Consider the following 22,259-nt stretch of genomic DNA (forward strand, 5'->3'; position numbering starts at 1 on the left):
GCCCGACATGAGCCAGATCGCCTATCCGTTCGATGCGTATCCCTTCGACATTGGGGCCTGTCCGTCGCCCGCCTACGTGATGGACGATGCGCTCTTGCTTCGTAACCTGGAGCTGCTGCGCCAGGTCCAGGAGCGCAGCGGCGCGCGCATCCTGCTGGCACTGAAGGGCTTCGCCATGTGGGACAGCTTCCCGCTGGTCAGCCAGTACCTGGTGGGCACCACGGCAAGCGGCCAGGACGAGGCGCGCCTCGGCTTTGATACCTTCGGCGGCGAGGTCCACTGCTACTCGCCGGCCTTCAGCGAGGCGGAGATGGCGGTGGTGCTGCAGTATGCGGACCACCTCAGCTTCAACTCCCCGACCCAGTGGCAGCACTTCCGCGAGCGGGTGGCCCAGGCGCCGCGACGGGTCTCCTGCGGCCTGCGGGTCAACCCGGAGTACTCCGAGGGCAAGGTGGCACTCTATGACCCCTGCGCCCCCGGCTCGCGGCTCGGCACCCGGGCCGTGGACCTGGAGGGCGTGGACCTCGCCGGCCTGGAGGGCCTGCATTTCCACACCCTATGCGAGCAGAACAGCGACGCCCTGGAACACACCCTGGCCGCCTTCGAGGAGCGTTTCGGCCGGCACCTCGCCGGTCTCAAGTGGGTGAACTTCGGCGGCGGCCACCACATCACCCGCGAGGACTATGACGTCGAGCGGCTGGTGCGGGTGATCCGCGACTTCAAGGCGCGCCATCCACACCTCGAGGTCTACCTGGAGCCCGGCGAGGCGATCGCCCTCAACACCGGCTACCTGGTGTGCAGCGTGCTGGACATCGTCGAGAACGACGGCACCATCGCCATCCTCGACACCTCGGCCACGGCACATATGCCCGACGTGCTGGAGATGCCCTACCGGCCCGAGATCATCGGTGCCGGCGAGCCCGGCGAGAAGGCGTATACCTATCGGCTGGGCGGGCTGACCTGCCTGGCCGGCGACGTGGTGGGCGAGTACAGCTTCGACGCGCCGCTTGCGATCGGCGACCGGCTGGTGTTCACCGACATGGCCCACTACACCATGGTCAAGACCACCACCTTCAACGGCATGCGCCTGCCGTCGATCTGCCGGGTCGACGCGGCCAGCCGCGAGGTGCGCACGGTCAAGACCTTCGGCTACGAGGACTATCGGCAGCGGCTGAGCTGACGCCCGCGCAGGGCCCGGCAGAACCAGAACAGGCACCCGTGGGTGCCTGTTCTGGTTCTGTCGGCGGCCGGCACGCCCTTTCCCCGGTCGGCAATTTCACGCAAGGTAGCACCCGTAACCACAGTGAATGGCGGGAGGATTCGGATGACCCAGGTCTTCAAGTTCGGCGGTGCCTCGATCCAGGACGCCGCCGCCATCCGCCGACTGGGCGAGCTGCTGGCCCGCTTCCGGGCGCGCCCCCTGGTCATGGTGGTCTCGGCCATGGGCAAGACCACCAATGCGCTGGAGGCGCTGCTGGCCGCAGCGCGGGAGGGCGAGGAGGCCGACTATCGCGACCGCCTCGAGACTCTGCGCCGGGAGCACCTGACCACGGTGGAGGCCCTGTTCGGCACCAGGGCCGGCCCCGTGGCGGAGCGGGTCGAGGCACTGATCACCGAGCTCGACCGCCGCCATCGCCGCCATGCGGGGCGTGAGCGCCCCTTCCACTACGACCAGACCGTCTGCTTCGGCGAGCTGCTCTCCACCACCATCGTCAGTGCCTGGCTCGACGAGGCCGGCATGGAAACCCAGTGGCTCGATGCCCGGGAGCTGGTGGTCACCGACGACTGCTACCAGGCGGCCAATGTCGACTGGCAGGCCACCGCCGAACGGCTACGCGGCCTGGACGCCGACGACGGCAGGATACGGGTCACCCAGGGCTTCATCGGCGGCGCCGCCGAGGGCGTCTCGACCACCCTAGGCCGCGAGGGCTCGGATTTCAGCGCGGCGATCCTCGCCCACTGCCTGGACGCGGAGGAGGTCACCATCTGGAAGGACGTCCCCGGGCTCTTCAATGCCGACCCGCGGCGCTTCGACAACGCGGTGCAGCTCGAGCGGATCTCCTACGACGAGGCCATCGAGCTGGCCTGGCACGGCGCCAAGGTGATCCATCCCAAGACCCTGGGGCCGCTGCAGCAGAAGGCAATCCCGCTGACGGTGCGCTCCTTCCAGGACCTCGAGGCGCCCCCCAGTACCATCGGCCGCGACACCCGGTTCGACACCCAGACGCCCTCCCTGGTCCTGCGCGAGGCGCAGACGCTGCTGGAGATCCGCTCCCGGGACTTCGCCTTCATGGACGAGGCGTGCCAGCACGACATCCTCGGCCGCCTGGTGGAGGCCGGGCTGCATGCCGGCCTGGTCGACGGCGGGGCCATGCGCCTCTCGCTGTGCCTCGACGGCCACCCCGAGCGCCTCGAGCCGCTGGTCGCCTCGCTGTGCGCCGACTATGCGGTGGCGCGCCACGATGACCTGACCCTGCTCACCGTGCGCCATGGCGACGACGCCCTGCTGGCGGCCCTGGGCGCCGGACGCGACAGCCTCGCCGAACGGCGCAACGCCGATACCGCCCAGCGGCTCTTCCCCGGCAGCCAGTGCCGGGGGACCTGGCACATCCCGAGTTGAGGGTCAGCCCAGCGCCCGAAGCAGCAGCTGCACGCCGACGATGGCCATGGCCAGGATCACCAGGCGGTAGAAGAGGCGCTCGCTGACCCGGTGCTGCAACCACAGGCCGCTCTTCACCCCGGCCCAGGCCACCGGCACCAGCAGCAGCGATGCCCCGGCACTGGTCAGGTTGATCTCGCCGAGCCACAGGTAGGGCGGCAGCTTCATCAGGTTCACCGCGGCGAAGAGGATCGCGCTGGTGGCGATGAAGGCCTCCTTGCTCAGCCGCCGGGGAACCAGGTAGAGGTTGAGCGGCGGCGCCCCGGCATGGGCCAGGAAGCTGGTGAAGCCGCAGCCGGCACCTGCCGGCAGTGCCCAGCGGGGCGAGAGGGGACGCCCCGCGCTGGGCTTGAGTAGCATGTAGGCGGCGAACAGCAACGAGATCACGCCCAGCAGCAGGCGCACGCCATCCTCGTCCAGGCGACCGATCAGCAGGGTGCCGATGACCACCCCGATGGCCAGCCCCGGGAGCACGCGACGCACCTCGGCGCGGTCGTGATGCCCCCACCAGGCCTTCACCGTGAAGGCGTCCATCACCAGCAGCAGCGGCAGCAGCAGGCCGGCCGCCTCGACGGGGCCGATGGCAAGCGCCATCAGCGGCACCGAGAGGGTGCCGAAGCCGCCGGCAAACCCGCCCTTGGAGACGCCGGTGAGGTAGGTGGACACCACGATGAGGGTCCAGGCCAGCCAGGAGTAGTCGGGGAGCGACATGGGCCTTCCTTGGGTTTCATCCATCCTTGTCACGAGACGACGCCGGGCCACGGTGGTGGCCCGGCGTCATGCTACCGCAAGGATAGGGCCGTCCGTCAGGGACGGCCGGAGATCAGGCGGCGTCGCGCTGGCGCCCGGCGGCCGCGTGCATGGCCAGGGCGGTATCCAGCATGCGGTTGGAGAAGCCCCACTCGTTGTCGTACCAGGCCATCACCTTGACCAGGCGGCCGTTCACCCGGGTGTGGTTGGCATCGAAGGTCGAGGAGTGGGCATCGTGGTTGAAGTCGATGGAGACCAGCGGCTGGGCGTTGACCGCCAGCACCGGGGAGGCCTCGGCCGCGCCGGCCACGATCTCGTTGATCTCCTCCCGGGTGGTATCGCGCCCGGCGGTGAACACCAGGTCGACCAGCGAGACGTTGATCACCGGCACGCGCACCGCCAGGCCGTCGAACTTGCCGGCCAACTCCGGCAGTACCTTGCCCACCGCGGCGGCGGCGCCGGTCTTGGTGGGAATCATGGAGTGCGTTGCGCTGCGCGCCCGGTAGGGGTCCGGGTGATAGACGTCGGAGAGGTTCTGGTCGTTGGTGTAGGCGTGCACCGTGGTCATCAGGCCGTTCTCGATGCCCACCGCATCGTTGAGCGCCTTGGCCACCGGGGCCAGGCAGTTGGTGGTGCAGGAGGCGTTGGAGACTATCTTGTGCTCGGGCTTTAGCATCTGCTCGTTGACCCCGTAGACCACCATGATGTCGGCATCCCCGCTGGGCGCCGAGATCAGCACGCGCTCGGCGCCGGCCTTGATGTGCTTGGCGGCGGCCTCGCGCTGGGTGAACAGGCCGGTACACTCCATCACCAGGTCCACGTCCAGCGACTTCCAGGGCAGCGCCGCGGGATCCCGCTCGGAGAGGATGGTGATGCGCTGGCCATCCACGCTCATGCTCTCCTCGTCATGCTCCACCTTGAAGGGGAAGTGACCGTGCACGGTGTCATGGCGCAGCAGGTGCGCATTCAGCGCCGGGTCGCCGAGGTCGTTGATGGCGACCACCTGCACGCGATTGCGGTAGCCGTTCTCGTAAAGGGCCCGCAGCACGTTGCGGCCGATGCGGCCGAAGCCGTTGATGGCGATCTTGAGCGTCATGGCGTTGTTCTCCTCGGTCCAATAGCGTCATCTCCCCCATAATGTGGACCAGTCCTGTCCGGGGCTCAAGCATTTTTTAGTAACTTTACAACATATGAGCCTTCGACCTGATGACAGCCGGTGTCGCCATAATCGACGCGCCCGATAGAATCCGCCAATAGAAGGGGCTGGTATCTCGGCATACAGGCAAGGCCAACACCGGCCATAATGTAGTAAACTTACCATAAAGACGTTATCGTGAACGGATAACAACCCGCGTCCACCGGAGGAGCCCGACATGTCGACCACCCCACTGCACACCCCCATCCGTCGCACCAAGATCGTCGCCACCCTGGGGCCGGCCAGCGACCGCGAGGGGGTCCTGGAGGCGATGCTCGAGGCCGGCGTCGACGTGGTACGCCTCAACTTCTCCCATGGCAGCCCCGATGACCACCGCCGTCGCCTCGAGCGGGTGCGCGCGATCGCCGACCGCCTGGGCCGGAGCGTCGCCGCCCTGGGCGACCTCCAGGGCCCCAAGATTCGTATCGCCCGCTTCAAGGAAGGCACGGTGGAGCTCGAGGAGGGCCAGTCCTTCATCCTCGACATGGGCCTGGGCAGCGATGAGGGCGACGCCCGCCGCGTCGGCTGCGACTACAAGACCCTGGCCGACGACGTCGCCCCCGGCGACCGCCTGCTGCTCGACGACGGCCGGGTGGTGCTCGACGTCAACCGGGTCGCCGACCACCTGATCCACACCAGCGTGGTGGTGGGCGGCACCCTCTCCAACAACAAGGGCATCAACAAGCAGGGCGGCGGCCTCTCGGCTCCGGCCCTCACCGACAAGGACAAGGCCGACCTGGAGACCGCCGTGGCGATCGGCGTCGACTACCTGGCGATCTCCTTCCCGCGCAGCGCCGCCGACATGCAGGAGGCCCGCGAGCGGCTCGGCGAGGCGGGTGCCGAGATCGGCCTGGTGGCCAAGCTCGAGCGCGCCGAGGCGGTGGCCGACGACGCCACGCTGGACGCCATCATCGAGGCCTCCGAGGCGGTGATGGTGGCGCGCGGCGACCTCGGCGTGGAGATCGGCGATGCCCAGCTGATCGGCACCCAGAAGCGCATCATCAAGCACGCCCGCACGCTGAATCGCGCGGTGATCACCGCCACCCAGATGATGGAGTCGATGATCGAGTCCCCGCTGCCCACCCGCGCCGAGGTGTTCGACGTCGCCAACGCGGTGCTCGACGGCACCGACGCGGTGATGCTCTCCGCCGAGACCGCCGCCGGCGACTTCCCGGTGGAGACCGTCGAGGCCATGGACCGGGTCTGCCTGGGCGCCGAGCGCGAGCGGCGCATCCAGGAGTCCGGCCACCGCATCCACGAGGGGTTCTCGCAGGTCGACGAGACCATCGCGCTCTCCGCCATGTACGCCGCCAACCACCTTTCCGGGGTGGCCGCCATCGCCTGCATGACCGCCTCGGGCTTCACGCCGCTGATCGCCTCACGGATCAGCTCGGGGCTGCCGATCGTCGGCCTGGCTCACAACCCCATCGCCCAGCGGCGCATGGCGCTCTACCGCGGGGTGGTCTCGCTGCCCTTCGACACCAGCGAGATGAGCGCCCAGGAGCTCAACGACCGGGCCCTTCAGCGGCTGGTGGAGCACGGCATCGCCGAACCCGGCGACCACGTCATCCTCACCCGGGGCGATCACATGAACGCCCACGGCGGCACCAATACCCTGAAGATCCTCGCCGTGGAGGCCAGCCATGAGTGACATCCGCCCACCGCGCACCGTGAAGCGCACCCTGCCGGCCCGCAAGCGCATCGCCCTGGTCGCCCACGACGGCAAGAAAGACGAAATGCTGGAGTGGGCGGCGCGCTGGCGGGAGACCCTGGCCGAGCACCAGCTGATCGGCAGCGGCACCACGGCGGGGCGGGTCTCGCGCACCCTGGGGCTCGAGGTGGAGGGCCTGATGAGCGGCCCGCTGGGCGGCGACCAGCAGATCGGCGCGCGCATCGCCGAGCAGCGGCTCGACCTGCTGATCTTCTTCTGGGACCCCTTCGCGCCGCAGCCCCACGACCCCGACGTCAAGGCCCTGCTGCGCCTGGCGGCGCTGTGGAACATCCCGGTGGCCTGCAACGCCGCCAGCGCCGACTTCCTGATCAGTTCCCCCTGGCTCGGCCAGGACTACGAGATGACCATCCCCGATGCCGGCGCCTGGGTCTCCTCGCGCACCGGCTGATCGCACCCCCTGCCCTGCCGAGACGTCGACAACCCTACCAACCCACAAGAGGTCGACCATGTTCCAGCTCACCCGCAGCGTCACCTGGCAGGCCCTCGAGGGCCTGCAGCAGACCACCGCCAACGACCGCATCCGCGACTATTTCGCCGCCGATCCCAAGCGCTTCGAGAAGATGAGCCTGCGCGTCGGCGGGCTCTTCCTCGACTACTCCAAGCAGCCGGTCTCCGATGAGGTGCTCGAGACCCTGATCGAGCTCGCCGAGCACTCCGCACTCGTCCAGCGCCGCGCCCAGATGTTCTCCGGCGACATCATCAACGTCACCGAGGACCGGCCCGTCCTCCATACGGCCCTGCGCAACCTCGGCCAGGGGCCGCTCAAGGTCGACGGAAAGGACGTGATGCCGGAGATCCAGCGCACCCGCGAGCAGATCCGCGCCTTCTCCGAGGCGGTGCGCAGCGGCGAGTGGACGGGCTTCGATGGCCAGCGCATCAAGGATGTGATCAACATCGGCATCGGCGGCTCGGACCTGGGCCCCAACATGGCCTGCCGGGCGCTGCTCAAGTACCGCCATCCCGAGCTCAGTTTCCATTTCGTCTCCAACGTCGACGGCGCCCACATCCAGAAGGTGCTCAGCCGCCTCGACCCGGCCACCACCCTGTTCATCGTCTCCACCAAGACCTTCTCCACCCAGGAGACGCTGCTCAACGCCCATACCGCGCGGCGCTGGTTCCTCGACAACGCCGGCCCCGACGCCGACGTGGGGGCGCACTTCATCGCCGCCTCCACCAACAAGGCGGCGGCCATGGAATTCGGCATCCGCGAGGAGAACGTCTTCGAGTTCTGGGCCTGGGTCGGCGGGCGCTACTCGATGTGGTCCTCCATCGGGTTGCCCATCGCGCTCTCCATCGGCTTCGAGGGCTTCATGGAACTGCTCGAGGGCGCCTACGAGATGGACCAGCACTTCCTCGCCGCGCCCTTCGCCGAGAACATGCCGGTGCTGATGGCGCTGATCGGCATCTGGCACATCAACTTCCAGGGCGCCGAGACCCAGGCCATCGTGCCCTACGACCAGGCGCTGCATCAGCTGCCGGCCTTCCTGCAGCAGCTCGACATGGAGTCCAACGGCAAGTCGGTGGACATCTTCGGCCACCCGGTGGACTACAAGACCGGGCCCATCGTCTGGGGCCAGACCGGCTCCAACGGCCAGCACGCCTTCTTCCAGCTGCTGCACCAGGGCACCCGCTACGTGCCCATCGACTTCATCGCCTCGCTCAAGCCCGAGCCGGGCATGGAGGAGCACCACTTCGCGCTGCTCACCAACATGCTGGCCCAGGCCAACGCCTTCATGGAGGGTAGCCTCAAGGGGGGCGAGGGAAGCGGCAGCCGGCCCGACCCCTACAGCTGCCCGGGCAACCGCCCCTCCAGCGTGCTGCTGCTCGACGAGCTGACGCCCAAGACCCTCGGCGCGCTGATCGCGCTCTACGAGCACAAGGTGTTCGTCCAGGGGGTGATCTGGAACATCAACTCCTTCGACCAGTGGGGCGTGCAGCTGGGCAAGCGCATCGCCGGCGAGATCAGCGAACGCATCGACGCCCACAGCCAGGACTTCGACGCCTCCACCCAGGGCCTGCTGGCGCTGGTGCGCGGGCACTTCCCCCGCGGCAGCGGCGAACCGGCTCCCGGGGGCGGCAAGAAGGGCAAGGCCAAGGGCTGAGGCCCCTTAGCCCCGGGCGACCGCCAGCCGATGCCCGGCGTAATATCCTCCCCAGGCGGCGCCAAGCCACACCACGAGGCTGACCGCCACATAGCCCAGGGCCGCCAACAGGCGGCCCTGATGCATCAGGGCCAGGGTCTCCAGGCCAAAGAGCGAGAAGGTGGTGAAGCCGCCACAGAAGCCACCCACCAGGAAGGGCTGCCAGCGCGCGACCCGGCCGTGGGTGCGGCGGGCGGCATAGGCGGCGAAGCCGACGATCAGCCAGGAACCGAGGCCGTTCACCGCCAGGGTGGCCCAGGGAAAGGCCGGCCCCGCCAGCGCCAGCGAGACGAGGTAGCGCAGCGTGGACCCCAGGGCGCTGCCCAGCCCCACGGCGCCATAGGCACGCCAGGCGATCATGTCAGGCCGCCCGCCAGCCAGGCCCCGACCAGCAGGGCAGCGAACCCGGTCCCCAGGGTCAGGGCGACGTAGCCCAGGGCAGCGGCCTTGCGCCGCTGCTGCCAGAGCGTCAGGGTCTGCAGGCTGAAGGAGGAGACGGTGGTGTAGCCCCCCAGCAAGCCGATGGCCAGCAGCGACCAGGCCAGACCCGCCTCGGGGCCAGGCAGGCCCAGCCCCCCGGCCGCGAGGCCCATCAGCAGGGCGCCACTCAGATTGACCACCAGGGTCCCCCAGGGAAAGCCGGCGCCCAGGTAATGGGCCACGAGGTTGCCCACCGCCAGGCGCGCCATGCCGCCCAGCCCCCCACCACCGGCCACGGCCAGCAGCACCAGCGGGTCGATGCTCATCCACTCTCCAGGCGTTGCGAGGAACCAAAAAAAAGCCACCCGATGAGGGTGGCCAAGAGTATCGCATGCTTGCCTTGCAGGTGGCAGTGACCCTCGGGTCGCTGCTGCAAGCAATATTGGCACATGCTGGTCGTGATGTACAATACATGTACATGAAAATGTGATCACAGCGTCCAGCTCGTGACCCCGAGACAAAGTCCGTATCATGCCGATACCCGAGCGCAACCCCGACACAACATCGCCAACACGCCAAGAGACGGAGGTCACAGCGTGAACCCATTGCGAGCCCTTCCAGCCATCCTCGGCTGGCTGCTGATTGCCCTGGTGGCACTCGCCGCCCCGGCCCATGCCCAGCAGGCCGATGCCGGCAGCGAGCCGCCGGCCTACTCCACCCTGGCCGACCTGCTCGAGAACGAGCAGTCTCGCCAGCAGCTGATCGACCAGCTGCGCGGCATGGCCGGTGACGTCGCCGCCTCCGAATCGACGGCCGCCGAGCGGAGCGCCGCCGCCGAGCCCTCGCTGCCCCGTCAACTGGCCGAAGCCACCAGCCGCATCGTCGGCGATGTCGGCAGCCAGTTCACCAGCCTGGTGGAGGTGCTCGGCGGGCTGTTCACCGGCAGTGCCGATGCGACCAGCAGCTTCGACACGGCCGCCTTCACCAGCGCCGCCATCAACCTCGGCCTGGTGATACTGGCCACCTTCGTGCTGTTCGTGGTGATCCGCCGCCTGGCCCGGCCGCTGTTCACACGCATTAGCCAGTGGTCGCTCAACGGCCAGGGGCTGACCCCGGTGCTGCGCCTGGTGCTCTGCGTGGCCCTGGCGGCGGTGATCGACGTGGCGGTGGTGGCCCTGTCCTACGTGGGGGGCAACCTGGTCGCGACCTTCGCGGTGGGCGAGACCGGCGAACTCTCGACCCGTGCCTCGCTGTTCCTCAACGCCTTCCTGGTGATCGAGCTGCTCAAGGCGGCCGTGCGCATGCTCTTCTCGTCGCGCTACGAGGGGCTGCGCCTGCTGCCTGTGGGGGCCGAGGACGCCGCCTACTGGAACCGCTGGATCGCGCGCCTGATCGGGCTGGTGGGCTACGGCCTGATGGTGGTGGTGCCGCTGGTCAATGTCTACCTGTCGCCGACCCTGGGCCAGAGCGTTGGCACCCTGATCATGATCGGCGCCTTCATCTATGCGGTCGGCGTGGTGCTGCGCAACCGGGTTCGCCTGCGCGACGCCCTGAACCACAAGGCCGACAACGCCACCATGGCCGCCAGCCGGGTCTCGCTGCAGCTGTTCGCCCGCACCTGGCACCTGTTCGCCCTGGCCTACTTCGTGATGGTGCTGGTGCTGGTGCTGACCCGGCCGGCGGACGCCCTGCCCTTCGTGCTCTTCGCCACCCTCAAGACCATCGCCGCGGTGATAGTGGGCCTGCTGGTCTCGAACCTGCTGACCCAGACCATCGGCCGACGCATCCGCCTGGGCGACGACCTGCGCCGCAAGCTGCCGCTGCTCGAACCGCGGCTCAACAGCTATGTGCCCAATGCCCTGCGGGTGATCCGCACCCTGATCCTGATCACGGTATTCCTAGTGGTGCTGAACGCCTGGGGCGCCTTCGACCTGGCGACCTGGTACGCCTCCGAGGCCGGCCGCGGCCTGGTCGGCAAGGTGATCAGCGTGGCGGTGATCCTGATGATCGCCGTGGCCGTCTGGCTGGGGCTGGCCAGCCTGATCGAGCACAAGCTCAACCCGGAGACCGGCGGCGGCATTCCCTCGGCCCGGGCCCAGACGCTGCTGGCCCTGTTCCGCAACGCCCTGGCCATCGCGCTGATCACCATGACCGCGATGATCGTGCTGGCCGAGATCGGCATCAACATCGGCCCGCTGATCGCCGGTGCCGGCGTGCTGGGCCTGGCCATCGGCTTCGGTGCCCAGAAGCTGGTGCAGGACATCATCACCGGCATCTTCATCCAGGTGGAGAACGCCATGAATACCGGCGATGTGGTCACGGTGGGCGGCATCACCGGCACCGCCGAGAAGCTCAGCATCCGCTCGGTGGGCATCCGTGACCTTTCCGGCACCTACCACCTGATTCCCTTTTCCAGCGTGGATACCGTCTCCAACTACATGCGCGAGTTCGGCAATCACGTCGGCGAGTACGGCATCGCCTACCGCGAGAGCATCGACGAGGCCATCGAGCAGCTCAAGCTCGCCTTCGAGGACCTCCAGGCCAGCGAGGAGCACGGCCACAAGCTGCTGGAGCCGCTCACCGTGGCCGGCGTCGTGGCGCTGGCCGACAGTTCGGTGAACATCCGGGTAGTCATCAAGACCACGCCCGGCGACCAGTGGGCCGTGGGCCGCGCCTACAACCGCCTGGTCAAGCTGCGCTTCGACGAGGCCGGCATCGAGATCCCCTTCCCGCATACCACTTTGTATTTCGGTCAGGACAAGACAGGATCCGCGCCACCAGCCAACCTGCGAGTAATGCAGCAGGCCTTCACCATCGATGGAAGCCCGGCTGGCCAGCCCAAGACCCTGGACAGGCAGACTGACGATCGCTTCGACCCCAGGGGAAACAAGCACAAGCGGCATGATGTGGAGGAAGTATCAGATCCCTCACATGAGAAACCGAGTGGTGATGACGTCGACGAGACCTGACGACCCGGCAACTCTCCAATCTCAGCGAAAAGCGGGGCTGCCGAAAGGCAGCCCCGCTGTGCACTCGGGTGGGCAGCGGCGATGTCTTAGTGGGTGGTCACCAGCATCAGCACGCTGAGTGCCGCCGAGACCCACATGGCCGGACGGATCGCCTCCAGGCGCCCGGTGAAGAGCTTGATCAGCACGAAGGAGAGGAAGCCGAAGGCGATCCCCAGGGTGATGGAGTAGGTCAGCGGCATCAGGATGATCGCCAGGAAGGCCGGGAAGGCTTCGTCGTAGCGGCTCCAGTCGATCTTGGCAATCGGTGAGAGCATGAACAGCCCCACCAGCACCAGGGCCGGGGCCGTGGCGATGCCCGGCACCAGCGAGAGCAGTGGCGAGAGGAACAGGAAGGGCAGGAAGAGCAGGGCGATGGTCACCGCCACCAGGCCGGTACGCCCGCCCTGGGCGACCCCGGCACCGGACTCGATGAAGGTCTGGGCCGCGCTCGTACCGAGCGGTGCCGCGATCATCGAGGCGAAGGCATCCACGGTCATGGAGCGCTTGAGGTTGCGCGGGTTACCGTCCTTGTCCTTGAGGTCGGCCGACTCGGAGAGCGCCATGAAGCAGGAGAGGGCATCGAAGAAGTTGGTGAACAGCATCACGAAGATGAACGGCAGGTAGGCCACCTTCAGCGCCCCCCAGATGTCCACCTGCATCACCGCGCTGAAGTCGGGCCAGGCGGCCAGGCCGCTCCACTCCACCATCACTTCTTCGCCCCACACGCGCCCCATGGGGGCCGCCAGCAAGGTGGTCAGGGCGATGCCGAGGATCAGCGCGCCGTTGAAGCGCAGCACCACCATGATGGCCGTGGCCATCAGCCCGATGAAGAAGGTCACCAGGCTGGCGTCGAAGTTGCCCAGGGTCACCAGGGTGGCCTCGCTGCCGACGATGAAGCCGGCGTTCTTCAGCCCGATGAAGGTGATGAAGAGCCCGATGCCGCAGGTGATGGCGTAGCGCAGCGAGGCCGGGATCGCCTCGATGATCGCCTGGCGCACGTTGAACATCGCCAGCACCGCGAACAGCACGCCGGACCAGAAGACGCAGCCCAGCGCCACCTCCCAGGAGAGGCCGGCGCCCAGCACCAGGGTGTAGGTGAAGAGCGCATTCATGCCCATGCCGGGGGCCACCAGGATGGGGTTGCGCGCATAGAGCCCCATGGCCAGGCTGCTCATGAAGCTGATCAGCACGGTGGCGGAGAGGGCCGCCGAGAAGGGGATGCCGGCATCCGAGAGGATCGCTGGATTGACCACGACGATGTACATCGAGGCCAGGAAGGTGGCGATCCCCGCGAGCACCTCGGTGCGCAGGGAGGAGCCGCGGTCACGTACACGAAAGTAGCGGTCGATCCAACGCCCCTCCGAGGCGTCGGCGGGAGAGGCGGCGGCGGTCGATGTCTGTTCCATGGCGGGGTCCCGTTGTTGTTGTGGGTCGTGGTGGAAGGTCTGTCGCCGACTAGGGTAGGCAATTCCTGACCGATTGGACAACACCCGAGGCGCCATCAGGGTATACAAAAAGGTCTAATACCTGGATACCGGATGGCCAGGCAGCAGAAGGGGCGCCCTAAGGCGCCCCATGGAGAGTGGATCACTGGCCGGCTCGGCGGCGAGCGCTCAGGCCGTCTTGCTCTGTTTCTCCTCGTGCGGCGCCTCGCTCGGCTGGGGCAGGGAGGGCAGCGACTTGTCGAGCAGCTCGACGCTTTGCCGATAGAAGAGCTGGCTCTTCTGGTGCTCGCCCAAGTTGGCATAGAGCCGGGCCAGCTCGGCACTGGCCACGCCGCTTGGCCGCTGGCGCTGGCTCGCCTCGAAGTACTCCTGGGCCTTGCCCCAGTAGGCGTTGCGCAGCGACAGGCGCCCCAGGGTCAGCAGCAGGTCCGGGTCGTTGGGCCGCTCCTGCAGCCACTTCTCCGCCACCACCAGCTGCCGCGGGGCATCCACGTCGAGCAGGCCATAGCGCAGCACCAGGCGGCTGTCCCAGTGCTCCTTGAGCGAGTGGCGCAGCAGCCGCTCGGCGATGCCCTCCTCGTGGCCCCGCACCAGCGCCTCGCCATAGAGCACGATCAGGTCGGTGTTGATACGCAGGTAGTCGGGCATGTCGGCCCAGAGGTTGCGGACTCGCTCGATGTCGCCGGGACTGCGCGCCTCCTGGCCGATCAGCTCGCGGTAGGCGCGCAGCTCGAGCTGTTCGCGCTCCTCGCGGGAGATCAGCTGCTGGGCCCCCAGCCGGGGCATCAGGCGGCGCAGGCCATCCCAGTCGCTGACGCTGAGGTAGGCCTGCTTGAGCTGCTTGAGCACCTGGGGGTGATTGGGCAAGTGGCGGTCCAGGCGGGTGAGGATTGCCAGCGCCTCCTCGTACTGCTGGCGGTCCAGCATCAGCTGGGCCTGCATCATGCCCACCGCGGTGTCGGCCCCCTCGGTACTCAGGTGGGCCCGCTTGAGCAGGGTGTCGGCCTGCTCGTAGCGCCCCTGGTAGTGGGCCGCCAGGGCCGCCGAGAGGTAGTTGACCAGCGGCGTGCTGGAGTCATCGGCCGCCTTGACCAGCGACTTCTCGGCCTTCTTCCAGCGGCCCTCGGCCAGCGCCACCAGGCCGCGCACGGTGCGTTTCATGGCGGTGCGGTTGCGGGCACGGCTGTTCCACACCTTGAAGCGGCTCACCGGCCGCGTCAGGCGCATCAGCAGCCGCAGGGCGAAGTGCAGCACGATGAAGGCGGCCAGCAGCAGGATCAGGCCGAACCAGAAGGAGGTCTGGAAGGAGGTATCACCCACCCGCACCAGCCAGTAGCCCGGCACCGACATCATCAGCTGGCCGAACAGCGCCCCGAGCGCCAGGCCCAGGACCACGATCAGGATCAGCTTTCTCATGCGTCATCTCCCTGGCCCTGGCCATCGTCATTTTCCTGGCTGTTGCCACGACCCTCGAAGCGCCGCTCGATAAAGGTCGCCAGCGCCTGCTGGGAGCCGCTGATATCGGGAAGCTCCGGGCGGATGCTCTGCTCCTTGAGCTCCTCGAGACGCTCGATCACCGACTGGACGCCGCTGGCGCTGGTGTCATAGTAGCCGCGGATCAGCGTCAGGGCCTTGTCGAGGCTGGCCTCATAGAGCTCCTGCTCCTCCTTGAGCAGCGCCAGCTGGGACTGCTCGAGCACCAGGCGCACGCTCTGGCGCAGATAGGACTCCTGCTCCGGCGAGATCAGCGCCTCCAGGGCCTGGTCGTGCTGGCGCACGGTGACCAGCTCCTTGAGCTCGCCGCCGAAGCGCGCCAACTGCTCCTGCCACCCGCCCGTGGGCGCCTCCTCGAGGGCGGCGGCGTCGGCGGTGATCTCCTCGATCTCCTGGGCCAGCGGCTGGCCGGCGAGCTGCTCCTGCTGGGCGTTGAGCGCCAGGTAGAGCCCGGTACGGTCGACCCGCGGCACCGAGTCCAGCGCGGCCAGCTCGGAAGCGATCTCGCGGCGCACCGGCACCAGGGCCGGGTTGTCGGCCTCGCGGAGCCGCTCGTCGGCGGTGCGCAACAGGGCGGCGGCGCCCTCGACATCGCGCTCCAGCTGCAGGCGCTGGTTGGCCAGGCGCAGCAGGTAGGCGGCCTCGGCGTGCAGCCAGTCGCGCTCGTCGGTGTCCTGCTCGCGGGAGAGCTCGTCGAGCACCTTGTCCAGGGTCTCGTCGACGCTGCCGCGATAGTCGGCGAATTCGCCGCGCAGGTCGGAGAGGGCCGAGTCGAGGGCCGCATCACGCTCGCTCTCCGCGCTCTCGAGCTGCCCCTGCAGGTCGCCGAGGTCCGACTGGCTGGCCACGTCGCCGGGCAGCGAGGCCAGGCGCTGCTGCTGGGCGTCGAGCTTCTGCCAGGCCTGCCAGCCGAACAGCACAACCCCGATGGCCAGCAGGATCACCAGCACCAGGGCCAGGATACCGGCCTTGCCCCCGCCCTTGCGGCCATCACCACCGGAGCTCCCCGTCGTGGCAGCGGACGCACCGCCACCCGCCGCGGCGGTCGAACCACCGCTGCCGGCGCTCTTGCCGATCTTGGCCGAGGTGTCGGCCTTGCCGGACTTGTCGGCACCGCCACTCGAGGCAGTCGGCTTGGGGCTGGCCGCCTGGCTCGCGGCGGGCTTCTCTGCCGCGGACTTCTCTGCCGCGGGCTTCTCTGCCGCGGGCTTCTCTGCCGCGGGCTTCTCTGCCGCGGGCTTCTCTGCCGCGGGCTTCTCTGCCGCAGGCTTTTCCGCCGCGGGCTTCTCTGCCGCGGGCTTCTCTGCCGCAGGCTTTTCCGCCGCGGGCTTCTCTGCCGCAGGCTTTTCCGCCGCGGGCTTGTCGCTGCCGGTTGCTGGCTTGTCGCCCTTTGCCGGAGGGCTGGCGGACGTGTCGGCGGCGCTGGACGACGTCTTACCGGCGCCGGACTCGCCGGCCGCAGCAGGCGCCTGCGTGGCGTCCGGCTTGCCCTGCGTCGCGCCGGCGGCCTGCTTGCCACCGGCCTTGTCATAGCGACGCGATCGACGCCTGCCGGAAGCGGCCGGCTTGCCGGCCTCGCCTCCCGAGCTCGCCGATTCCGCGCCGGAGGGCGCCTGCTGTTCGTCCTGATCGTGTGGTTGCTTGCTCATCTGTCGCTAGCCCTTTTCGAGATCATCATGATCGACATCGGCCTCCTCCGGGGCGCTGCTCCTGGCGACCGCGACCGCCAGGGCGGCAGGCGTGGCACCCGACGCCACGACGGGGAAACGAAACCCCAGCCTGCCGGCCAGTGTAGCCAACCGGGCACTGGAAACGATTAGCGGTTGGTTCAAGGCGGCGTCTGTGCACCATCTTGCCAGATGTTCGAGGATTTCTCCGCTGCTGACCACCAGCGCACGGTAATCGCCGGCAGCGAGTCGCGCCTGCATGGCGGGTTCGGGGTCGAGGAGGCGACGGCGATAGACCGCCAGGCGCCTCACCCGGGCACCGCGTGCCGCCAGAGTCTCGGCGATCAGCGCACGCCCTCCTTCGCCGGCGACCAGCAGCACGCGCCGCGCGTCGAGGGCCTGCAGGGAGGCGAGCCGCAGCAGCGCCTCGCTGGTGTCCTCACCGGCCGAGGGCGAGGGCACATGGACCCGCACGCCCAGGCGCCGGTGGAGCAGGGCGGCGGTAGAGGCCCCCACGGCATAGAAGTCGATGCCCACCGGCAACTGCGGCCAGTAGCGGTCCAGCGCCTCGACCAGGCACTCGGCGGCGAAGGGGCTCACCACCACCACCTTGTGGAAGTGGTCGATGTCCAGCCAGGCGGTGCGCGTCGCCGGGGCGTCCGGCAACGCCTCGAGGCGCATGACGTCCAGACGCAGGACGTCGAGGCCGCGGGCCTCGATGGCCGCGGCCAGCGGGCCAGCCCGCTCGCCCGGCCGGGAGATCAGTACCGGCAGGTCCGCCATCAGCCGGCGCCGTAGACCTCGGCGAGGATCTCGCCGGCGCCCTGGTCGAGCAGCTCCTCGGCGACACGAATCCCCAGGGCCTCCGGCTCGTGCATGGAGCCGCGCCCCTCGGCACGCAGCACCCAAGTGCCTTCCGGATTGCCCACCAGGGCCCGCAGCCACAGGGTCTGGCCGTCGTCCTCGAACACCGCATGACCGCCGATGGGCACCTGGCAGCCCCCCTCCAGGCGGGTGTTCATGGCCCGCTCGGCGCGCACCCGGGTCGCGGTGGCCGCATCGTCCAGGGGGGTGAGCAGCGCGAGCAGCTCGGGGTCGTGCAGCCGACACTCGATGCCCAGCGCGCCCTGGCCGCAGGCCGGCAGGCAGACCTCGGGGGGCAGCTCCATGGTGATGCGGTCGTCGAGGCCCAGGCGCCGGAGGCCCGAGGTGGCCAGCAGGATGGCGTCGAACTCGCCGTCGTCGAGCTTGCCCAGGCGGGTCTGGACGTTGCCGCGCAGGCTCAGGACCTCGAGGTCGGGACGTGCCTCGCGCATCTGCAGGCCGCGACGCAGGCTCGAAGTGCCGATGCGCGCCCCTTCGGGCAGCTCGTCCAGGGAGGCGTAGTGGTTGGAGATGAAGGCGTCGGTGGGCTCGGCACCCTCGAGGATCACCGAGAGACCCAGGCTCTCGGGAAAGTGCATGGGCACGTCCTTCATGGAGTGCACGGCGATGTCGGCGCGGCCGTCGAGCATCGCCTCCTCGAGTTCCTTGACGAAGAGTCCCTTGCCGCCGACCTTGGCCAGCGGCGTGTCGAGGATCTTGTCGCCGCGGGTGGACATGGCCACCAGCTCCACCTTCAGGCCGGGATGGGCGGCCATGAGTCGGTCGCGGACATGCTCGGCCTGCCACATGGCCAGTTGACTCTTGCGGGTGGCGATACGCAGGGTATTGATGGCTTGCACGTGGTTCTCCCGTACCGGTTGCCTGCCGTTGGCGCGCGTTGTGCCGCCGCCCGGTGATGACATGGATATCCTTCATCATAAAGCACCGCGCGAGGCAGGAAAAATCGCGTCGTCCCGCGGCGACCTTCCACTGCCGCCCCTCGCCAGCCCCACGGACTCTGGTACACTTTCCGCCATGTCAAGGCAGCACCGCCCCGGCGGCGCTGCGGCCGGCACGCCGGCCGTCACCCACCGCAATCGTCTAGCAGGATGCCCAGCCCGATGAGCCCTAGTTCACCGAACCCCGGCACCAACCAGTCCTGGGGCGGCCGCTTCAGCGAGCCCACCGACGCCTTCGTCGAGCGCTTCACCGCCTCGGTCGACTTCGACCAGCGCCTCGCCCTCCACGACATCCAGGGCTCCATCGCCCATGCCACCATGCTGGCCCGGGTCGGGGTGCTGACCGACGAGGAGCGCGACGCCATCATCGAGGGGCTCGGCGAGATCCGCGGCGAGATCGAGGCTGGCACCTTCGAGTGGTCCGTGGCCCTCGAGGACGTGCATATGAATATCGAGGCGCGGCTCACCGAGAAGATCGGCATCACCGGCAAGAAGCTGCACACCGGCCGCTCGCGCAACGACCAGGTGGCCACCGACATCCGCCTCTTCCTGCGCGACGAGATCGACGTGGTCGGCGCCGAGCTGGCCCGCCTGCGCGAGGGGCTGATCACCCTGGCCGACCGCGAGGCCGACACCATCATGCCCGGCTTCACCCACCTGCAGACCGCCCAGCCGGTCACCTTTGGCCACCACCTGCTGGCCTGGCAGGAGATGCTCGCCCGCGACCACGAGCGCCTGCTCGACTGCCGCCGGCGGGTCAACGTGATGCCGCTCGGCGCCGCCGCGCTGGCCGGCACCACCTACCCCATCGACCGCCACGTCACCGCCGAGCTGCTGGGCTTCGAGCGCCCCGCCGAGAACAGCCTCGATGCGGTGAGCGATCGCGACTTCGCCATCGAGTTCACCGCCTTCGCCAGCATCCTGCTGATGCACCTGTCGCGCATGAGCGAGGAGCTGGTGCTGTGGACCAGCGCCCAGTTCGACTTCATCGACCTGCCCGACCGCTTCTGCACCGGCTCCTCGATCATGCCGCAGAAGAAGAATCCGGACGTGCCGGAACTGGTGCGCGGCAAGACCGGCCGGGTCTACGGCCATCTGGTGGGCCTGCTGACCCTGATGAAGTCCCAGCCGCTGGCCTACAACAAGGACAACCAGGAGGACAAGGAGCCGCTGTTCGACAGCCTGGATACCGTCAAGGGCTGCCTGCGCGCCTTCGCCGACATGGTGCCGGCCATCGAACCCAGGAAGGCCAGCATGGCCGAGGCCGCCCGCCGCGGCTTCTCCACCGCCACCGACCTCGCCGACTACCTGGTGCGCAAGGGCGTGGCCTTCCGCGACGCCCACGAGATCGTCGGCCAGTCGGTGGCCTTCGGGCTGGCCGAGGGCAAGGACCTCTCCGAGATGCGCCTCGAGGAACTCAAGCAGTTCTCCGACACCATCGAGGCGGACGTCTTCGAGGTGCTGACCCTGGAGGGCTCGGTGGCCGCCCGCAACCATATCGGCGGCACCGCCCCGGACCAGGTACGCGCCGCGGCCCAGCGGGCCCGGGACGCCCTGGCGACCCTGACGGGCCAGGCCTGATGCGTGGCCTCGCCCCCCTGACCATGGGACTGGCCTTGGCGCTGGCCCTGGCCGGCTGTGGCCAGAAGGGCCCGCTCTACCTGCCCGGCGACGAGGCGGCCGCCGAGCGCTACGACCCCGCCGGCCAGCAGGAGGCGTCGGACGAGGACGCAGCCCGGCAGGACGACGACACCGCCCGAGACGACGAGAGCTAGGCATGGACCACTTCGAATACCGCGACGGCGTCCTCTATGGCGAGGACGTGCCGCTCACCCGCATCGCCGAGGAGTTCGGCACCCCCTGCTACGTCTACTCCCGCGCGACGCTATCTCGCCACTTCCGCGCCTATACCGAGGCGCTGGGCGGACACCCGCACCTGATCTGCTACGCAGTGAAGGCCAACAGCAACCTGGCGGTACTGGGGCTGCTGGCGAGGCTCGGCGCCGGCTTCGACATCGTCTCCGTGGGCGAACTGGAGCGGGTAGTGGCCGCCGGCGGCGACCCGGCCCGGGTGGTGTTCTCCGGGGTCGCCAAGCAGGAGGCCGAGATGGCCCGCGCCCTGCAGGTGGGCATCAAGTGCTTCAACGTTGAGTCGCGCCCCGAGCTCGAGCGCCTCGACGCCGTGGCCGGACGGCTCGGCAAGGTGGCCCCGGTGTCGCTGCGGGTCAACCCGGACGTGGACGCCGGGTCCCACCCCTACATCTCCACCGGGCTCAAGGACAACAAGTTCGGCATCCCGGTGGACGAGGCGCTGGCCGTCTACGAGCTCGCCGCCACGCTCCCCCACGTGCGCGTCACCGGCCTGGACTGCCATATCGGCTCGCAGCTCACCGAGCTCTCGCCCTTCCTCGACGCCCTGGACCGCCTGCTGCTGCTGCTCGAGCGCCTGCGCGAGCGCGGCATCGAGGTGGAACACCTGGACCTGGGCGGCGGCCTCGGCGTGCCTTACCGGAACGAGCGCCCGCCGGCGCCCTTCGACTATGCCACCGCCCTGCTCGAGCGACTGTCGAAATGGCCGGGCAGCGAACGCCTGACCCTGCTCTTCGAACCGGGTCGCTCCATCGCCGCCAATGCCGGGGTGCTGCTGACCCGGGTCGAGTTCCTCAAGCCCGGCGAGACGAAGAACTTCGCCATCGTCGACGCGGCCATGAATGACCTGATCCGCCCCGCCCTCTACCAGGCGTGGCAGGCGATCATCCCGGTCGACACCCGCCGCCCACGGGAGAGCGCCGTCTACGACGTGGTCGGCCCGGTCTGCGAGACCGGCGACTTCCTGGGCAAGGACCGCGCGCTCGCCATCGCTCCCGGCGACCTGCTGGCGGTACGCTCCGCCGGTGCCTACGGCTTCGCGATGGCCTCGAACTACAACAGTCGTCCGCGCCCCGCCGAGGTGATGGTCGACGGCGAGACCACCCACCTGGTGCGCCGCCGCGAACGCCTGGAAGAACTCTGGGCCGGAGAGTCGCTGCTGCCCGACGACGCCCCAGGCCGCGGGGGGGAGGCGCGCTGATGCTGCTGCACTTCACCAAGATGCAGGGGCTGGGCAACGACTTCATGGTGGTCGACCTGGTCACCCAGCGGGCCCACCTGACCGACGACCAGATCCGACGGCTCGCCGACCGCCGCTTCGGCATCGGCTTCGACCAGCTGCTGGTCGTGGAACCCCCGCGGGACCCGGAGATGGACTTCCGCTACCGGATCTACAACGCCGACGGCAGCGAGGTGGAGAACTGCGGCAACGGCGCCCGCTGCTTCGCCCGCTTCGTGCGCGACCAGCGCCTGACCCACAAGCGCGAGATCCATGTCGAGACCGCCGGCGGCCCGCTGACGCTGGTGGTCGAGGACGACGGCCAGGTTCGCGTCGACATGGGCGCGCCGCGCTTCGCGCCCGAGGCGCTGCCCTTCGAGGCCGCCGAGGACCGCCCGCTGCATCCGCTGCAAGTGGACGGCGAGCGCCTCGAGGTGGGCGTGGTCTCGATGGGCAACCCCCATGCGGTGCTGCGCGTCAACGACGTCGACACGGCCGCCGTCGAGCGCCTGGGACCGGCCCTCGAGGCCCATCCGTGCTTCCCGCGGCGGGTCAATGTGGGCTTCATGCAGGTGATTTCTGCCCATGAGATACGCTTGAGGGTATACGAGCGCGGCAGTGGCGAGACCCTCGCCTGCGGCACCGGCGCCTGCGCCGCGGTGGCCAGCGGCATCCGCCAGGGGCTGCTGGAGAGCCCGGTCACCGTGCACCTGCGCGGCGGCGACCTGCGCATCGACTGGGCCGGCGGCGACGCCTCCCTGATCATGACCGGTCCCGCCGAGCGCGTCTTCGACGGCCGCATCGTCCTGAACTGAGCCGCCCCGCCACCAGAGGAGA

19 protein-coding genes are annotated in these 22,259 nt (G+C 68.9%); 10 read left to right on the forward strand and 9 right to left on the reverse strand.

Annotated features, from left to right (window positions below; all coding sequences use genetic code 11):
• The first annotated feature begins 7 nt into the window (after nt 1–7).
• The gene (nspC, locus tag M8009_RS13620) at nt 8–1,180 is read left to right on the forward strand and encodes a carboxynorspermidine decarboxylase (RefSeq protein WP_250062077.1); all 1,173 of its coding nucleotides are present in this window, start codon (nt 8–10) and stop codon (nt 1,178–1,180) included.
• A 144-nt stretch (nt 1,181–1,324) separates the two neighbouring features.
• On the forward strand, nt 1,325–2,620 hold the full coding sequence (locus M8009_RS13625; protein WP_250062079.1) for an aspartate kinase: 1,296 nt from the start codon (nt 1,325–1,327) through the stop codon (nt 2,618–2,620).
• Nucleotides 2,621–2,623: 3 nt separating this feature from the next.
• On the opposite strand, the gene M8009_RS13630 is transcribed toward M8009_RS13625, so the two are convergent.
• Nucleotides 2,624–3,370 carry a sulfite exporter TauE/SafE family protein gene (locus tag M8009_RS13630; protein ID WP_250062081.1) on the reverse strand — a complete coding sequence of 249 codons (747 nt, stop codon included), beginning with the start codon at nt 3,368–3,370 and terminating at the stop codon, nt 2,624–2,626.
• Nucleotides 3,371–3,482: 112 nt separating this feature from the next.
• Nucleotides 3,483–4,505 carry a type I glyceraldehyde-3-phosphate dehydrogenase gene (gap, locus tag M8009_RS13635; protein ID WP_250062083.1) on the reverse strand — a complete coding sequence of 341 codons (1,023 nt, stop codon included), beginning with the start codon at nt 4,503–4,505 and terminating at the stop codon, nt 3,483–3,485.
• A gap of 277 nt (nt 4,506–4,782) precedes the next feature.
• Between gap and pyk the strand changes: the two genes are divergently transcribed.
• Genes pyk through pgi form a run of 3 tightly spaced genes read left to right on the forward strand, consistent with a single transcriptional unit; the run spans nt 4,783 to nt 8,438 of the window.
• Complete coding sequence (pyk, locus tag M8009_RS13640; RefSeq protein ID WP_250062085.1) at nt 4,783–6,255, forward strand: pyruvate kinase; 1,473 nt, start codon at nt 4,783–4,785, stop codon at nt 6,253–6,255.
• On the forward strand, nt 6,248–6,724 hold the full coding sequence (locus M8009_RS13645) for a methylglyoxal synthase (protein WP_250062087.1): 477 nt from the start codon (nt 6,248–6,250) through the stop codon (nt 6,722–6,724). Before pyk ends, M8009_RS13645 begins: the two co-directional genes overlap by 8 nt.
• A gap of 58 nt (nt 6,725–6,782) precedes the next feature.
• Nucleotides 6,783–8,438 (forward strand): glucose-6-phosphate isomerase, encoded by a 1,656-nt coding sequence (pgi, locus tag M8009_RS13650; protein ID WP_250062089.1) that lies wholly within the window; start codon nt 6,783–6,785, stop codon nt 8,436–8,438.
• 6 nt (nt 8,439–8,444) lie between these two features.
• On the opposite strand, the gene M8009_RS13655 is transcribed toward pgi, so the two are convergent.
• Nucleotides 8,445–8,837 (reverse strand): fluoride efflux transporter FluC, encoded by a 393-nt coding sequence (locus M8009_RS13655; RefSeq protein ID WP_250062091.1) that lies wholly within the window; start codon nt 8,835–8,837, stop codon nt 8,445–8,447.
• Entirely contained in the window at nt 8,834–9,223 is a 390-nt protein-coding gene (locus M8009_RS13660; RefSeq protein ID WP_250062093.1) for a fluoride efflux transporter FluC, read from the reverse strand. Before M8009_RS13660 ends, M8009_RS13655 begins: the two co-directional genes overlap by 4 nt.
• Nucleotides 9,224–9,493: 270 nt before the next feature.
• Here M8009_RS13660 and ybiO point away from each other — a divergent pair, with 270 nt between their 5' ends.
• Nucleotides 9,494–11,866, forward strand: coding sequence for a mechanosensitive channel protein (gene ybiO, locus M8009_RS13665; RefSeq protein WP_250062095.1), 2,373 nt, complete (start codon nt 9,494–9,496; stop codon nt 11,864–11,866).
• An 86-nt stretch (nt 11,867–11,952) separates the two neighbouring features.
• On the opposite strand, the gene M8009_RS13670 is transcribed toward ybiO, so the two are convergent.
• The 5 genes from M8009_RS13670 to hemC form a co-directional block, all read right to left on the reverse strand.
• On the reverse strand, nt 11,953–13,311 hold the full coding sequence (locus M8009_RS13670) for an NCS2 family permease (protein WP_250062097.1): 1,359 nt from the start codon (nt 13,309–13,311) through the stop codon (nt 11,953–11,955).
• A gap of 207 nt (nt 13,312–13,518) precedes the next feature.
• Entirely contained in the window at nt 13,519–14,766 is a 1,248-nt protein-coding gene (locus M8009_RS13675) for a heme biosynthesis HemY N-terminal domain-containing protein (RefSeq protein ID WP_250062099.1), read from the reverse strand.
• Nucleotides 14,763–16,493 (reverse strand): uroporphyrinogen-III C-methyltransferase, encoded by a 1,731-nt coding sequence (locus M8009_RS13680; RefSeq protein ID WP_250062107.1) that lies wholly within the window; start codon nt 16,491–16,493, stop codon nt 14,763–14,765. The genes M8009_RS13675 and M8009_RS13680 overlap by 4 nt, the downstream gene beginning before the upstream one ends.
• Before the next feature lie 6 nt (nt 16,494–16,499).
• Nucleotides 16,500–17,294 (reverse strand): uroporphyrinogen-III synthase, encoded by a 795-nt coding sequence (locus M8009_RS13685; RefSeq protein WP_250062109.1) that lies wholly within the window; start codon nt 17,292–17,294, stop codon nt 16,500–16,502.
• Nucleotides 17,294–18,235, reverse strand: coding sequence for a hydroxymethylbilane synthase (gene hemC, locus M8009_RS13690; RefSeq protein ID WP_250062111.1), 942 nt, complete (start codon nt 18,233–18,235; stop codon nt 17,294–17,296). Before hemC ends, M8009_RS13685 begins: the two co-directional genes overlap by 1 nt.
• A 261-nt stretch (nt 18,236–18,496) precedes the next feature.
• On the opposite strand from hemC, the gene argH reads away from it, so the two are divergent.
• Genes argH through dapF form a run of 4 tightly spaced genes read left to right on the forward strand, consistent with a single transcriptional unit; the run spans nt 18,497 to nt 22,237 of the window.
• The gene (gene argH, locus M8009_RS13695; protein WP_250062113.1) at nt 18,497–19,915 is read left to right on the forward strand and encodes an argininosuccinate lyase; all 1,419 of its coding nucleotides are present in this window, start codon (nt 18,497–18,499) and stop codon (nt 19,913–19,915) included.
• Entirely contained in the window at nt 19,915–20,109 is a 195-nt protein-coding gene (lptM, locus tag M8009_RS13700) for an LPS translocon maturation chaperone LptM (protein ID WP_250062114.1), read from the forward strand. Before argH ends, lptM begins: the two co-directional genes overlap by 1 nt.
• 2 nt (nt 20,110–20,111) lie before the next feature.
• On the forward strand, nt 20,112–21,404 hold the full coding sequence (gene lysA / locus M8009_RS13705; RefSeq protein ID WP_250062116.1) for a diaminopimelate decarboxylase: 1,293 nt from the start codon (nt 20,112–20,114) through the stop codon (nt 21,402–21,404).
• Nucleotides 21,404–22,237: a diaminopimelate epimerase gene (gene dapF / locus M8009_RS13710; RefSeq protein WP_250062124.1), complete on the forward strand. Its 834-nt coding sequence runs from the start codon at nt 21,404–21,406 to the stop codon at nt 22,235–22,237. Before lysA ends, dapF begins: the two co-directional genes overlap by 1 nt.
• The last annotated feature ends 22 nt before the right edge of the window (nt 22,238–22,259 follow it).

The organism is Halomonas gemina (assembly GCF_023554995.1).
Taxonomy (GTDB): Bacteria; Pseudomonadota; Gammaproteobacteria; order Pseudomonadales; family Halomonadaceae; genus Halomonas; species Halomonas gemina.